Source organism: Nocardioides eburneiflavus (assembly GCF_004785795.1).
Taxonomy (GTDB): domain Bacteria; phylum Actinomycetota; class Actinomycetes; order Propionibacteriales; family Nocardioidaceae; genus Nocardioides; species Nocardioides eburneiflavus.
This window is the reverse complement of the sequence record NZ_SRRO01000001.1, coordinates 1,142,095-1,156,679: the sequence shown is the minus strand read 5'-3', so window position 1 is coordinate 1,156,679 and position 14,585 is coordinate 1,142,095. Positions and strand designations below refer to the sequence as shown.

The 14,585-nt window shown below is 72.8% G+C and carries 8 protein-coding genes; 2 read left to right on the top strand and 6 right to left on the bottom strand.

Annotated features, from left to right (window positions below):
• Positions 1–2 precede the first annotated feature (2 nt).
• A complete protein-coding gene (locus tag EXE59_RS05435) occupies positions 3–1,475 on the top strand; it encodes a carboxyl transferase domain-containing protein (protein ID WP_135837989.1) in 1,473 nt (490 codons plus the stop codon).
• 58 nt (positions 1,476–1,533) lie between these two features.
• On the opposite strand, the gene EXE59_RS05430 is transcribed toward EXE59_RS05435, so the two are convergent.
• Together EXE59_RS05430 and EXE59_RS05425 are read right to left on the bottom strand one after the other, a co-directional pair.
• Positions 1,534–2,574, bottom strand: coding sequence for a coiled-coil domain-containing protein (locus EXE59_RS05430; protein ID WP_135837988.1), 1,041 nt, complete (start codon positions 2,572–2,574; stop codon positions 1,534–1,536).
• A complete protein-coding gene (locus tag EXE59_RS05425; protein ID WP_135837987.1) occupies positions 2,567–4,060 on the bottom strand; it encodes a coiled-coil domain-containing protein in 1,494 nt (497 codons plus the stop codon). Before EXE59_RS05425 ends, EXE59_RS05430 begins: the two co-directional genes overlap by 8 nt.
• 136 nt (positions 4,061–4,196) lie before the next feature.
• On the opposite strand from EXE59_RS05425, the gene EXE59_RS05420 reads away from it, so the two are divergent.
• The gene (locus EXE59_RS05420; protein ID WP_135837986.1) at positions 4,197–5,147 is read left to right on the top strand and encodes an NAD-dependent epimerase/dehydratase family protein; all 951 of its coding nucleotides are present in this window, start codon (positions 4,197–4,199) and stop codon (positions 5,145–5,147) included.
• 134 nt (positions 5,148–5,281) lie between these two features.
• Here the strand turns inward: EXE59_RS05420 and EXE59_RS05415 are convergent, their stop codons facing one another.
• From EXE59_RS05415 to EXE59_RS05400, 4 genes are all read right to left on the bottom strand, one after another.
• Positions 5,282–6,823: a dihydrolipoamide acetyltransferase family protein gene (locus tag EXE59_RS05415; protein WP_135837985.1), complete on the bottom strand. Its 1,542-nt coding sequence runs from the start codon at positions 6,821–6,823 to the stop codon at positions 5,282–5,284.
• Between the two features lie 66 nt (positions 6,824–6,889).
• Entirely contained in the window at positions 6,890–7,873 is a 984-nt protein-coding gene (locus EXE59_RS05410) for an alpha-ketoacid dehydrogenase subunit beta (protein ID WP_135837984.1), read from the bottom strand.
• The gene (gene pdhA / locus EXE59_RS05405) at positions 7,870–9,027 is read right to left on the bottom strand and encodes a pyruvate dehydrogenase (acetyl-transferring) E1 component subunit alpha (RefSeq protein ID WP_135837983.1); all 1,158 of its coding nucleotides are present in this window, start codon (positions 9,025–9,027) and stop codon (positions 7,870–7,872) included. The genes EXE59_RS05410 and pdhA overlap by 4 nt, the downstream gene beginning before the upstream one ends.
• Positions 9,028–9,314: 287 nt before the next feature.
• Positions 9,315–14,294 carry a prealbumin-like fold domain-containing protein gene (locus tag EXE59_RS05400; protein ID WP_135837982.1) on the bottom strand — a complete coding sequence of 1,660 codons (4,980 nt, stop codon included), beginning with the start codon at positions 14,292–14,294 and terminating at the stop codon, positions 9,315–9,317.
• Positions 14,295–14,585: the final 291 nt, after the last annotated feature.

The following is a 14,585-nucleotide window of genomic DNA, read 5'->3' as shown; positions in this document are numbered from 1 at the left end:
GGATGGCCCGCCTCACCGCACACGACCTGATCGACCTGGTCCTCGACGAGGGCTCGTGGTCCTCGTGGGACACCCCGCCCGCGCGCGACGGCATCAGCGAGGCGTACGCCGCGGAGCTCGCCGAGGCGGCGCAGAGGTCGGGCGTCGACGAGTCCGTCCTCACCGGCGAGGCGCGGCTGCACGGGCGGCGCATCGGCGTGCTGGTGGGCGAGTTCGGCTTCCTCGCCGGCTCGATCGGACGCGCGGCCGCCGACCGGATCGTCGCCGGGATCGAGCGCGCCACCCGCGAGGGGCTGCCGCTCGTCGCGGCACCCGTCAGCGGCGGGACCCGGATGCAGGAGGGCACACCGGCGTTCGTGCAGATGGTGCGCATCTCCGCCGCGGTCGCGGCGCACCGTACGGCCGGCCTGCCCTACCTCGTCTACCTGCGCCACCCCACCACCGGCGGCGTGATGGCCTCGTGGGGCTCGCTCGGGCACGTGACCGTCGCCGAGCCCGGGGCGCTCGTCGGCTTCCTCGGCCCGCGGGTCTACGAGGCGCTCTACGACCGCCCCTTCCCCGAGGGCGTGCAGACCGCGGAGAACCTCTACGCCCACGGCATCATCGACGCCGTCCTGCCGCCCGAGGAGATCGCCGAGATCCTCGACCGCGCGCTCAGCACCCTGATGGCGGCGCGCGAGGGCGTCGCGCCCGTCGCCGACCCCGGCCAGGAGGACGTGCCCGACGTCGACACCTGGGACTGCGTGACGCGGTCGCGCCGGCCGGACCGCCCGGGCGTACGCCGGCTGCTGCGCTACGCCGCCAGCGAGGTCGTGCCCCTCAACGGCACCGGGCAGGGCGAGCGCGACCCCGGGCTGCTCATCGTGCTCGCGCGGTTCGGCGAGGCGCCGTGCGTCTTCCTCGGGCAGGACCGGCGCGGCCAGACGACCGACCACCCCCTGGGGCCCGAGGCGCTGCGCGAGGCCCGCCGCGGGATGCGGCTCGCCTCCGAGCTCGGGCTGCCACTGGTGACCGTGATCGACACCCAGGGCGCCGCCCTGTCGGCGGACGCGGAGAACGGCGGCCTCGCCGGGGAGATCGCCCGGTCCCTCGCCGACCTCGTCACGCTGGACGCGCCGACGCTGTGCCTGATGCTCGGCGAGGGCAACGGCGGCGGGGCGCTGGCGCTGCTGCCGGCCGACCGGGTCGTGGCCGCCCAGCACGCGTGGCTCTCACCGCTGCCGCCCGAGGGCGCGTCGGCGATCGTGCACCGCGACCTCGACCACGCGGCGGAGATGGCCCGGGCCCAGCAGGTGCGGGCGATCGACCTCTACCGCCGGGGGATCGTCGACCGGATCGTGGCCGAGAGGCCCGACGCCGCCGACGAGCCGGAGGCGTTCTGCCGGCGCGTGGGGGCCGTGCTGGAGTACGAGCTCAGCTCGCTCATCGCCACCGGCCCGGGGTCGCCGAAGAGGCGGACGCGCCGCTACGTCTGAGCGCCGCCCTGCCGGGCGGTGCGTGAGCCACCTTCCGGGCAAGCGGAACGTCGCTGGCTCACCGCTCCTCGGGGGCCTCGCCGTCCGCGCGCTCGGCAGCCTCGGCGGCCGCCTCGTCCTGGGCCTCGACGACCTCGGCCTCGGTGACGGCCTCGGGCTCGTCGGAGGCGTCCTCGGCGGGTACGTCGACGGCCGCGGCAGGCTCGCCGGGCAGGGCGACGCCGGGCACGGTGCCGGTGAGGGTGGCGAGCATCTGGCGGACGTTGGAGAGCTGGGCGTTGATGCTGTCGCGGCGCTGCGCCGCGGCCGCGAGCTCCCGGTCGGACTCGGCGCGTACGCGGTCGGCGGAGGCCCGCGCCTCGGCCACCATCGTGGTGGAGCGCTCCTCCGCGTCGGCGAGCATGCGCGCGATGCGCTCCTCGGCCTCGGCACGGCTGCGCTCGAGCGCGGCCTCGGTGTCCTTGCTGCGAGCGGCCATGGCGTCGAGCTCGGCCTGGGTCGCGGCCTGCTGCGCCTGGAACTCGGCCGTCGCCTTCTGCCGGCGCTCGGCGAGCGTGGTCTCGAAGTCGGCCGCGGACTGGGCGGCCTTGGCACGGGCGTCCTCGTGCAGGGCCTCCGCCTCGGCACGGCGGGCGGAGGCGTCGCGCTCGGCGGCGTCGCGCTCGCTGTCGGCGGCCTTGCGGGCGTCGGCGAGCAGGCGGGCTCCGTCGGCGTCGGCGTCGCGGCGGGTCTCCTCGGCGTAGCGGTCCGCGTCGGCGCGCATCGCCCCTGCCTCCTGCTCGGCCTCCTTGCGCAGGGTCTCGACCTCGCCGAGCACGCGGTCGCGGATCTCGGCGGCCTCGGCCTCCGCGAGGGCGAGGATCTGTCCGACGCGCTCGCCGAGGTGCTCGTACGTCGGCAGCTCGGGCTCCTGCGCCTCCCGCGAGACGAGGGCGTCGCGGGACGTGGCTGCCTCGTTGCGGGCCTGCTCGGCGGCGGCCTCGGCGGCCGCGAGCCGCTGCCGGAGGTCGGCGACCTCGGCCTGTGCCTGCCCGACGGCCCGCTCGACCTCGCTCGGGTCGTAGCCGCGGCGCACGGTCGTGAACATCTCTTCAGGCATCGGGGTTCTCCTGGGGTGACGGGGAGGGGTGGGGGGTGGGGGATGGCGGGTGGGGGGTGTCGCCGTCGACCGAGCTGTCGACAGGGTTGTCGGGGTCGTCTGCCGGGGCTCGGCGCTCGGGCACGGCGAGCGCCTCGATCACGCCGGAGAGCTGGCCGAGCTCGGCGGCGATGCCGTCGCGCTGCGCCTGGAGGTCGGCGATCTCGGCCCGGGCGCGCTCGAGGGCACGGCGGGCGCCCTCGCGGAGCTGGTCGGCCTCGGCCCGGCCCTCGGCGACCAGCGCGACCGACTCCTCGCGGGCCCGGCGGCGGTCCTCGGCGGCCTCGGCCCGGCTGCGGGTGACCTCCTCGGCGACGAGCGAACGCAGGTTGGCGGCACCGGACTCCGCCTCGGCCCGGCGGCGCTCGAGGCGTTCGACAGCCCGCTCCGACTCGTCGGTGGCGTCGGCGATGACGCGCGCCGCCTCGGCCTCGGCCCGCGCGAGCGTGGCCTTGGCCTCGCTCTCCATCTCGGCGGCGGCGAGTCCCGCGGTGCGGGCGATGTCGTCGGCACTCTGCTGGGCGTCGGCGAGCTGGAGCGCCATCCGTTCGGCGACGGCGGCGATGACGCCCTGGAGGCGGCGGCGTACGAGCCGGGTGTGGGCGGCGACGTCGGCGTGCCCGGCCTTGCGGATGGCGTCGGCCTCGGTTGCGGCGCCGGCCAGCACGGAGCGTACGGTCCGGGTGGCCCACTCGGTCTGCTCGGCGGCCTGGTGGAGCTTCTGCTCGCTCTCGGCGCGAGCCGCGGCGAGGGTCTCCTCCGCGGCCTGGCGCATCCGGTCGACCTCGGCGCCGGTGGTGCGGCGCAGCTCCTCGACGTGGAGGGCGGCCTCGTCACGCATCCGTGCCGACTCGGTCGAGGCGCTGGCCCGGAGCGACTCGGCCTCCGCCATCGCCGAGTCGAGGTGGCGCTGGCCGCCGGCGCGGCCCTCCTCCACCAGTCGCGCGGCCGTCTCCTGCGCGGCGGCGACGGCGCCCTCGGCCTCGGCACGGGCGGCGTCGAGGAGGGCGGCGGTCTCGGTGGCCGCGGTGTCGCGCAGCTCCTGCGACTCGGCGCGGAGCGCGAGCGCGTCCTCCTGCGCCCGGGCGCGGAGCTGGTCGCCCTCGACACGCGCGGCCTCGACCTGCTCGTCACGCGCACCCGAGGCGGACGACATCAGCAGGGCGGCCTGCTCGTTGGCGTCGACCACGATGGTCGCCGCCTCCTCCGACGCCCCCGCCAGCACCTCCTCGGCCTGTCGCCGGGCGCGACCGGCCTCCGCGCGGTCGGCCTCGGCCTCGGCCTTGAGCTCGCGCAGCTCCTCGCGGAGGGTGCCGAGCTCGGCCGTCAGTGCGTCGGCCTCCTGCCGGGCCTCGCTCACCAGCTGGTCGGCGACCTGCTGGGCGCGGGCCAGCAGGGCCGAGGTGGTGGGCTCGCCCGGGGTTGCCGCGGCGGCGTCCTGGGCCATCCGCCCGCTCCTTCCACACGATCCGAGGGCTTCATTGTCGCAGCGATGGTCCGCACCTGACAAAGGGCACGAACCATCGGTTGCGCCCACAGCGAAAACCCTTGCGACGGAGTATCCCACCCGCTGGGGTGGGACCATGCGACTGCTCGTCCTCGGTGGGACCCGGTTCCTCTCCCGCGAGGCGGCCGCCCAGGCCGTCACCCGCGGCTGGGACGTCACCTGCGCCTGCCGGGGCACCTCCGGCACCGTCCCCGACGGCGCCACGCACCTGCGGTGGGACCGTACGGACGACGTGCCCGCGGAGGTCTCCTCGGGCACGTGGGACGCGGTGGTCGACGTCGCGCGGCACCCCTCGCAGGTCCGCCGCGCGGTGGCGGCGACGGCGCAGGCGCACTGGGTCTTCGTCTCCACGATCAGCGTGTACGCCGACAACGGGTCATCGGCCATGGAGCCGTTGCTGGACCCGGTCGAGGAGGACGTGGACCTCGCCGTCGACCCGGAGGCCTACGGCGGGATGAAGGTCGCATGCGAGCAGGCCGTACAGGCGACCGCCGACTCGGCGGTCGTCGCGCGCCCGGGCCTGATCGTCGGGCCCGGCGACCCGACCGGCCGCTTCGCCTACTGGCCGCAGCGCCTCGCCCGCGGCGGGGAGGTGCTGGCGCCCGGTCGTCCCGACGACGTGGTGCAGGTGATCGACGTGCGCGACCTCGCCGCCTGGCTGCTCGACCTCGCGGAGTCGCGTACGACCGGGACCTACGACGCCGTGGGCGATCCCGTGCCGCTCGGCGAGCTGCTCGCCCACACTGCTGCGGGCGTCGGTGCGGGCTACCCGCGGCTCACCTGGGTCGACTCGGAGTTCCTCGAGGCGCAGGGCGTCGTGCCCTGGATGGGCGAGGGCTCGCTGCCGCTGTGGCTGCCGCGCCCTGAGTACGACGGCATGCTGGCGCACGCCCCCGGCCCGGCCGTCGCGGCCGGGCTGCGGCCGCGACCACTGGCCGACACCGCGCCGGGCTGCCTGGACTCCCCGGTGACCGCGCTCTCGCCCGAGCGCGAGGCCGAGGTGCTGGCCGCCTGGCACGCCCGCTGACCGTCGAGTCGGCGCATCCTGGTCCCGAAACGCAGCCGAGTCGGCGCATCCTGGTCCCGAAACGCAGCCGAGTCGGCGCATCCTGCGTCAGGATGCGCCGACTCGGCGCTTCGCAAGTGTCCGGACGCGCCCACTCAGAACAGGAGCGCGGTCCCCGGGTCGCTGAGCATCCCCGCCACGTCGGCGAGGAAGCGTGAGCCCTTCTCGCCGTCGATGTGGCGGTGGTCGAAGGACAGCGCCAGCGTCGTCACGTCGCGCACGACGATCTCGCCGGTCTCCTCGTCGACCCACGGCCGCTTGTTGATGGCGCCGAAGCACAGGATCGCGGACTCGCCCGGGTTGATGATCGGGGTGCCGGCGTCGACGCCGAAGACACCGACGTTGGTGATCGTGAAGGTGCCGCCGGACATCTCGGCCGGCTGCGTCTTCCCCTCGCGCGCGGTCGCGGTGAGCTCGCCGAGCGCCGCCGCCAGCTCGGTCATCGACATCGAGTCGGCGTCCTTGACGTTGGGCACCACCAGGCCGCGCGGCGTGGCGGCCGCGATGCCGAGGTTGACGTAGTGCTTGTAGACGACCTCCTGCGCGTCCTCGTCCCAGTAGGAGTTGATCTCCGGGGTGCGCTTCATCGCGAGGATCACGGCGCGGGCCAGGACGAGCAGCGGGCTGACCCGGGTGTCCTTGAACTCCGAGCGCTTCTTGAGGCGGGCCACGAGCTGCATCGCCGCGGTGACGTCGACGGTGATCCACTCGGTGACGTGCGGGCTGGTGAAGGCCGACTGGCTCATCGCCGTCGCCATCATCTTGCGCACGCCCTTGATCGGCTCGCGGGTCTCGCGCTCGCCGGGAGCGGCGGCGACGGCAGCGGGAGCGGCAGCGGCCGGTGCAGCCGTACGACCGGCCGAGCCGTTGGCGGCGCCCTGGACGTCGTCGCGGGTGATCGAGCCGGACGGGCCCGACCCGACGAGCGTCGACAGGTCGACGCCGAGGTCCTTGGCGAGCTTGCGGACCGGGGGCTTGGCGAGGGTGCGTACGACTCCCGGGTCCTGCGCGGCGGCAGGTACGAGGGCCTCCGCCGGCGCGGCCGCGGGGGCCGGACGCTGGTCGGTGGCCGGCACCGGCGACTCGTCGGCGGGCATGACCTCGTCGGATTGGGCGCCGCCGGGCGAGAACGCACCCTGCACCTGCATCTGGGTCTGGCTGCCCGCGACGGTGCTCGGCGAGGCCGAGCCGCGACGCGCACGGCGCATCGGGCCGCGCTCGGCCTTGATCCGGCCGACGAGGGACGCCCCCTCCATCGACCCGGACGCCGCCGGGTTGGACAGGTCGATGTCGGCCGGGTCGGCCTGGGCCGCAGCCTCGGCGGCACCGGCCTTCTCGGCCATGCCCAGGTAGGGGTCGGACTCGGTCTGCTCGGCGGGCGCGGTCGGGGCGGGCGCCTCGCCCTCGGCGCCGATCGAGATGATCGGGGTGCCGACCGGGATGGTCTCGCCCTCGGGAACCAGCAACGCGAGGACGGTGCCCTCGAAGGGCGAGGGCAGCTCGACGAGCGACTTGGCGGTCTCGATCTCGACGATCACGTCGTTGATCTCGACGGTGTCGCCGACCTTGACCTTCCAGGCCACGATCTCGGCCTCGGTGAGGCCCTCGCCGACGTCGGGGAGGAGGAATTCGGACATCAGGATCCTTTCGGAGCCAGTGGTTTCGAGGCTCGCTGCGCTCGCACCTCGACCACCGAAGGAGGACTAGAAGGTGAAGGTGCGGTCGACGGCGTCCAGCACCCGGTCGAGGTCGGGGAGGTACTCCTCCTCGATCCGCGACGGCGGGTAGGGCGTGTCGAAGGCACCGACGCGCAGGACCGGGGCCTCGAGGGAGTAGAAGCACTGCTCGGTGACCCGGGCGGCGAGCTCGGCGCCCATGCCGAGGTTCACGTGCGCCTCGTGCGTGACCACGCAGCGGCCGGTGCGGCGTACGGACTCGTAGACCGGGGCCATGTCGAGCGGGGACAGCGTGCGCAGGTCGATGACCTCGAGGCTGCGGCCCTCGGACTCGGCCGCCTCGGCGCACTTGAGCGCGGTCTTGACCGTCGGGCCGTAGGCGAGCACCGTCGCGTCGGAGCCCGGACGCACGACGCGCGAGGTGAAGAGCGGCTCAGGCGTCGCGGACTCGTCGAGCTCGGCCTTGTCGGCGTGGTACTGGCGCTTGGGCTCGAGGAAGATGACCGGGTCGTCGTGGGCGATGGCCTGCTGGATCATCCAGTAGCCGTCGACGGGGTTGGAGCAGGCCACGACCTTGAGGCCGGGCGTGTGCGCGAACTGCGCCTCCGGGGACTCCGAGTGGTGCTCGACCGCGCCGATGCCGCCGCCGAAGGGGATGCGGATGACGATCGGCATCTTCACCTTGCCCTGCGAGCGGTAGGTGTACTTCGCGACCTGGCACACGATCTGGTCGTAGGCGGGGTAGACGAAGCCGTCGAACTGGATCTCCACGACGGGGCGGTAGCCGCGCAGCGCCATGCCGACCGCGGTGCCGACGATGCCGGACTCCGCGAGCGGGCTGTCGATGACGCGGTCCTCGCCGAAGTCCTTCTGTAGGCCGTCGGTGATGCGGAAGACGCCGCCGAGCTTGCCGACGTCCTCGCCCATCAGCAGGACCTTGTCGTCGTCCTCCATCGCCTTGCGCAGACCCATGTTGAGGCCCTTGGCGAGAGTGATCTTCTGCGTGCTCACGAGTGGCTCCCCTCGAACGAAGCGAGGTAGGCGGCGAACTCGTCGCGCTGGGCGGCGATCTCGTCGGTCATCTCGCTGAAGACGTAGCCGAACTGGTCGAGCGGCTTGGGGTCGGGCAGCGCCTTGCAGCCCTCGCGGAGGTGGTGGCCCAGCTCCTTGGCCTCGGCGTCGAGGTCGTCGAAGAACTCCTGGTCGACCAGGCCGTTGCGGCGCAGGTAGACCTTGAGCCGCTCGATCGGGTCCTTCAGCTTCCAGTGCTCGAGCTCGTCGTTGAGGCGGTAGCGCGTCGGGTCGTCGGTCGTGGTGTGCGCGCCCATGCGATAGGTGTACGCCTCGACGAACGACGGGCCGTTGCCCTCGCGCGCCCGCTGGAGCGCAGCCTTCGTCACGGCGTACGTCGCGAGCACGTCGTTGCCGTCGACGCGGATGCCCGGGAAGCCGAAGCCCAGCGCACGCTGGTAGAGGGGGATGCGGGTCTGGCGCTCGATCGGCTCGGAGATGGCCCACTGGTTGTTCTGGCAGAAGAACACGACGGGGGCGTTGTAGGAGGCGGCGAAGATGAACGCCTCGTTGACGTCGCCCTGCGAGGACGCGCCGTCGCCGAAGTGGGCGATCACGGCCGAGTCGCGGTCGGGGTCGCCGGTGCCGACGACGCCGTCGCGCTGCATGCCCATGGCGTAGCCGGTGGCGTGGAGGGTCTGCGCGCCGATGACGATCGTGTAGAGCCCGAAGTTGTTCTCGTTGGGGTCCCAGCCGCCCTGGTCGACGCCGCGGAACAGGCCGAGCAGGCGGAGCGGGTCGACGCCCTTGCAGTAGGCGACGCCGTGCTCGCGGTAGGTCGGGAAGACGTAGTCCTGCGGGCGCAGGGCACGGCCGGCGCCGATCTGCGCGGCCTCCTGGCCGAGCAGCTGGGCCCAGATGCCGAGCTCGCCGTGGCGCTGGAGCGCGGTGGCCTCGACGTCGATGCGCCGGGTGAGGACCATGTCGCGGTAGAGCCCGCGCAGCTCCTCGGCGGAGAAGTCGTGGTCGAACTCGGGGTGGTGGACGCGCTCACCCTCGGGCGTCAGCAGCTGGACGAGATCTGGTCCACCGTCGGTCTGGGACGGTCCGAAGACGTCCGCCAGGTCGGGGCCGAAGCTCACGGGATCGGGCAACGCACTCTCCTCACAATCAGGCAGCGGCAGTCACGGGATCGCCGGACGCCGACGGCTTGCACGCGTGGTCGCCGGCGTGTGTGACCCCGACCACAGGTTCGAGGTCAACGTATCGGCCGGAGCCCGCCAGCACCAATCAGGAGGAGACCCGGGGTGGGGTCCCTGGGCGGGGACATGGATGAGCCGGCGTCGACGGGCCCGTGGGTGACCCGTCGACGCCGGCTCGCCTCCATTGGGGGGATGGAGGTCGGGCAGCGGCTGCTACCCGGCGATGAAGGTGGCCGCCATCAGCCCAGGCCCCGCATGCCGGTGTCGGGCAGGACCTCGGGGGCCGCGCACAACGCCGGGATGCGGAGCTTGTCGAGCCTGGTGGAGCCGACCTTCAACATGACCTTCGCGCGCGGCTTGCCCTTCGTCACGAACTTCTTCTTCGCGAGGGACTTCACCGCGATCCTGTGCACCTTCTTGCCCACCCGGAGCTTGTAGACCACCGTCTCCCCCGAGCGGTTGGCCAGCTTGGCCCGGACGGTGCCCTGGCAGCTCGCCTTCACCGACCCGACCGCCTTGCCGAAGGCCTGCTCGGGCAGGACCTCGGCGGCCGGGGTGCAGACCAGCACGGCGGCGGTCGCCGTCGGGTCCGTACCGACCGGCAGGTCGATCGTCGCGGTGTTGGTCCAGCCCTGGCACGCACCGGGCGCGCCCCCGGCCAGGGTCAGGTCGTAGGTGTAGCTCTTGACCAGGCCCGCGGCCCACGTGAGTGCCGGGTCGAGGACGACCCGCTGACCTGCGACCGTCTTGTCGTCGACCACCTGGACCGTCTTGTTGGTCTCCGAGCGCACGCCGAAGGTGACCGGCTCCGTGGTCTCGGTGACCGACGTCGAGCTCGCCTCGCCCGGCGGGTCCCACGTCGCCGTCACGCTCACGGTCCCGGAGCCCGCGGGCCGCGAGGCGAACGTGCAGGCGATCGGCAGGGTCGCCGAGCTGTCTGCCCCGATCAGCACGTCCTCGCCGCCGGCGACGGTGCAGACCGCTCCACCGCCGAGGTCCGTGGCCGCCGTGACGTCGGCGGTGATGGCACCGTCGGCGTACTGGTTCGGGTTGGCGACCTCCACCGAGCCCTGGAGCTTCCACCCTGAGTCGGTCGAGGCACCGGCGCGGGCCGTCACCGTGTAGGTGAAGGTCGCGTTGCCGGAGGCGTCGGCCGTGCGCTGGGTGGCGTCGGCGACCTTGCCGATCGACCAGGCGTACTCGCGCGCCAGGTCGGCCGTCGCGGTCGGCGCCAGCTCGAGCGGGGCCTCCGTGCACACCGTGGCCCTGGTGCTGTCGCTCGGGTCGTCCCCGGCGAGCTCGAGCCAGGCGGTGTTGGTGAAGGCGACGCACGTCCCCGGCACACCCTCGTGCGTGAGCGTGTAGCCGTACGTCTCCACCAGGCCCGCGGACCACTCCAGCTCCCCGTCGAGCAGGACCGGGTTCTCCGGGTCGGTCTGGTCGTCCCAGACCTCGATGACCCGGTCGACCTCCTCGCCGACGGCGAGGGTGACGTCGCCCGAGCCGGACGCGGTGTCGCTCGGCGCGGCACCGGCGGGGTCCCAGCTGACGTCCGCGGTGACCGTGCCCGAGGTGCTCGGGTCGCCGGTGAACTCGCACTCGAAGCCGACCACCAGGTCGTCACCGTGCGCGACCACGGGCTCGGCCGGGAGCGTCGCGGTGCAGACCGCCCCGCCGCCCACGTCCGTGCTGACGTCGAGGTCGGTGACCTCGATGTCGCCCTCGGCGTAGGTGTTGGGGTTGGTGATCGTGACGTCGCCGGACAACGTCCAGCCCGCCGGCTGCTTCTCACCGGCCCGGACCGTCACCTCGTAGGTGAAGTCGGCCTCCCCGGTCTCGGCGTCGACCTCCACGCGGGTCCGATCGACCTCCTTCTCGATGGTCCACGGGTAGGTGATGCCGTAGCTGCCGGCGCCCTCCACCGCGACCTCGAGCGGCGCCTCCTCGCAGACGCGGACCGTACGGTCGGCGCTGAGGTCGTCACCGGTCAGGGCCAGGACCGCGGTGTTCGTGTACGTCTCGCAGGCGCCGGCGGGAGCGCCGAGGTCGCGGGAGTAGGTGAACACGTTGGGCCCCTTGGCCGCGTCGACGTCGAACTGCTTCGCCGGCACCCCGTCGTTGGGGATGTCGTCGACCAGCGTCGTGGTGGTGTCGGTGATCCCCGGCCGCGGAGCGAACTCCACGTCCACCGTCTCGGTGACGACCTCGTCACCGAAGCCCACCTCCGCGGTGTTGCTGCCGGACGCGTGGCCCGACCCCTCGCAGTCGTACGCGAGCTCGACGCTGCCGCCGGGTGGGATCTCCACCGCGGTGCCGTCGTCGACCAGCTCGCACGTCCAGCCGGCGACGTCGGCGAGGTCCGCCACGTCGACGACCAGCGCCTCGTCGGAGGGGTTGCTGATCTCGATCGAGCCCGACCAGGAGGCGGTGCCGTCCGGCACGACCTCACCCGGGGTGGCGGTCACGGTGTAGGTGAACCGCGCCTGGCCGTCGGGGCCGACCTCGACGAACGTCTTGTCGACGTCCTTGGTGAGCTTCCAGAGCTGCTTGCGCCCGAAGTCGGCCACGACCGTCTTGGCGACACCCGGCGAGCACAGCGTCACCGTGTGCGCGTCGGACTGCTTCGTCTGGTCGATGGTGACGACGTTCTCGTAGGGCACGCACTCGCCGGTCGCCCCGTCGAGCTCCACCGAGTAGGTGAGCCGCTGCGTGTGGTCCTCCATCGCGTGGACCGTGCTCCAGTCGAAGGTCGACTGCGGCAGGTCCGCGGTGACGTCCTCGCCCTCGAGCAGGTCGGTGATCGTGACCGTCTCGTTGGTGGGCTCCGGGTCGCCCGTCACCTCGACGTCGACCGTGTCGCTGTCGCTGGTCCTCGGGTAGGCGTGGGGGTCCGCGCTCCAGTCGATGGTGACGGTGTTCTCGCCGACGTAGTCCCCCTGCTCGACCCCGGGGCACTCGTACGTCACCGGGTGGTCGACCGCGTTGGCCGGCACGGCGACCGAGGCGCCTCCGTCGATGGTGCACTGGAGCACCTTGGTGTCGACCACGACCGTGTCGGTCACGTCGACCGTCACGGGCCAGGAGTTGGGGTTGTCGACGAGGATCGTGCCGGTGAGCGCCCACTCGGAGTCGCTCACGCCGTCGGCCGTGACGTCGATGGTGAAGTCGACCGTCTTCCTCAGGTCGCCCTGCTCGTCCTCGCCGACCCAGACCGTGCCGGGACCGGACTTGGCGATGTCCCACAGCAGCTCGCGCTGGTAGCCGAGCGTGGCGTCCTTGGTGACGTCGAGGTTCCGGCCCACGCACACCGTGACCTTCTCGCTGTCACTGGTGCCGTCCGCCGACTCGCGCGCGGTGTCGGTGTAGTCGGTGCACTTCCCCGGCACGCCCGCGATGTCACGGGAGTACGTCGCGACGACGACCGTGTGGGCCATCGGGACGTTCGACGCCCGGACGGTGCTCCAGTCGAAGGTGCCGAGGTCCTCCGGAGCGCCACCTTCGAAGGTGTCGGTGACCGTGGTGGTCTCGTCGGTCTTCTGGTCGATGGCGAAGGCCTTCGCGTCGGAGCGCGAGTAGGTCTCGCCCGCGTCGGGGCTCGGGTAGGTCGTCTCCGCCCACGCCACCGTGGCGGTGGTGCCGCCGGGCAGGGCAGCCGTCGGGCAGGTGTAGGTGAACGGGTTGGCCCCGCTCGCCAGGTTCACCTGCAGCCCGGCCGCGCCGGAGACGTCCGTCGCGTCGATGGTGCACGCGGCACCGCCGGTGATCCCGGCCGAGAGCGTCCCCACCATGGGCAGCGGGTTCGGGTTGGTGACCGTGACGGTCCCGCCGAAGCCGGAGGTCGTCGGGTCGAGCGCCTTGAGCCGCACCTCGTAGGGGAAGGTGGCGTCCGTGCCCTCAGGGGCGTCAGCCGTCTTGGGGCCCGTGACGAACTTGACGACCTGCCAGTTGTAGTCCACGTCGTAGCTCGGGGCGTTGACGATCGTCGGCGCCGCGAAGTACTTCCGGTCGGTCACGGTCAGCGGCGTGTTGACGCTGCCCACCCCGTTCTCGCCGACCGTGACGGTCCACGTACGCGCCGACAACGGCTGCGGCAGCTCGTACCCGGCCGGGGCCGCGGTCTCGACGACCGTGTACGTGCCCGGGCTGGCCGGTTCGATGACGATGGCGCCGTCGGCCGTGCCGTCGGGGTCGCCGGCCCCGCCCTCGGTGATCACGAGCGGGCTCGCGGTCTGGCCCGGGATCGGGTTGGGCGAGATGGAGAAGGTCGCGCCCGGGACCGAGTTGCCGAACTGGTCGACCTTGTAGATCTCCATCGCCCCGCACGTGTCGCCGACGTCGATGCTGACCGCGTCGACGTAGTCCTTGAGCGCCGACTCGTTGGCGTTGCCGGTGAAGGTCCGGATGTTCATCGTGCCGAAGTTGCCGCCCAGGCAGGTGATGTCGCCGCCGCCGAGCTCGAGGAGCGCGGTGAAGTTGAACGCACCCTCGCCGAAGTGCCCGTCCTCACCCGTGGTGCCCGTGAACGGGACCTGGGCGATGTCGACGGGGCACCAACCGGCGCCCGGCGTGTATCCGCTGACCTCGAGGCAGCCGGCCTTCCAGTCGGGGCCGGTCTCGAGCCGCCAGAAGTAGGCGTTGGTCAGCTTGAAGCCCTTGTTGCCGTCCTGCTCGAAGCGGACCATCACGTCGCCGACCGAGCGCAGGGGCAGGTACGCGCTGCCGCCGGCGTTCTCCTGCCGGTTGAACTCGACGTCGAAGTTCGTCACGCCGCTGGTGGTGTAGCGGCGGAAGCCGAGGAAGCCCCAGATGTCGTCGTCCACGACGGCGTCGTGGACGTAGACGTCGGAGATGTCGTCCTGGTTGGGCGCGAGGCCGGTGCCGATCTGCCAGGTCGAGGGGTGCTCGAACTCCTTGCTCCCCTTGAACGTGCTGGTGTCGACGTTGCCGACCGGGTCGGTCTGGTGGGTGGTGGCGTCGTCGAGCCCCGCCCAGTCGGTGCCGCCACCGTCGACGGGCGTGTTGCCGTCGATCTCGAAGCCGGCCACGACAGCCGCGCTCGCGGCCGTCGTCGTCGCCGTGACGGCGACGGCGGGCACGAGCAGGAGGAGGGCGAGCAGTCGCCTCAGTCCCCCGGAGCCCCTGCGCCGCTCGGCGGCGTGCGCTCCTCGAGTCCGCCGGCCCTGCTTCTCGGTCCTGCTGTTCGTGCGTGCGCGATGCATGATCTCGCCCCCTGTGCGAGTAGTCCCCACTGCCTGAGCCGTTCGGTGACCGACGCCCCCAAGCGCTGTCGACCGTGGCCGCCGCACGCCCCCATGACGCACGGCACAGATGTTCCGTGCAGAAGGTTCGCGCCCGGACTCGACGACGGGAACAGCCCGGGCGGAGGCCGGGGCCTACCTCCGGCTGCGCTTGATCGAACCTTGGCGCATCAAGCCGGTTAAGGCCCGATCGGACCAGACCACGTACCCAAGGTGGGAGACGGTTGTGCCGGATCACCCGACCGGGTCACC

Bases quoted from the DNA above. Each gene is read 5' to 3' on its own strand.
- EXE59_RS05425 (WP_135837987.1), bottom strand. From the start codon at position 4,060: ATGGCCCAGGACGCCGCCGCGGCAACCCCGGGCGAGCCCACCACCTCG.
- EXE59_RS05420 (WP_135837986.1), top strand. From the start codon at position 4,197: ATGCGACTGCTCGTCCTCGGTGGGACCCGGTTCCTCTCCCGCGAGGCG.
- EXE59_RS05400 (WP_135837982.1), bottom strand. From the start codon at position 14,294: ATGCATCGCGCACGCACGAACAGCAGGACCGAGAAGCAGGGCCGGCGG.
- EXE59_RS05430 (WP_135837988.1), bottom strand. From the start codon at position 2,574: ATGCCTGAAGAGATGTTCACGACCGTGCGCCGCGGCTACGACCCGAGC.
- EXE59_RS05415 (WP_135837985.1), bottom strand. From the start codon at position 6,823: ATGTCCGAATTCCTCCTCCCCGACGTCGGCGAGGGCCTCACCGAGGCC.
- EXE59_RS05435 (WP_135837989.1), top strand. From the start codon at position 3: ATGGCCCGCCTCACCGCACACGACCTGATCGACCTGGTCCTCGACGAG.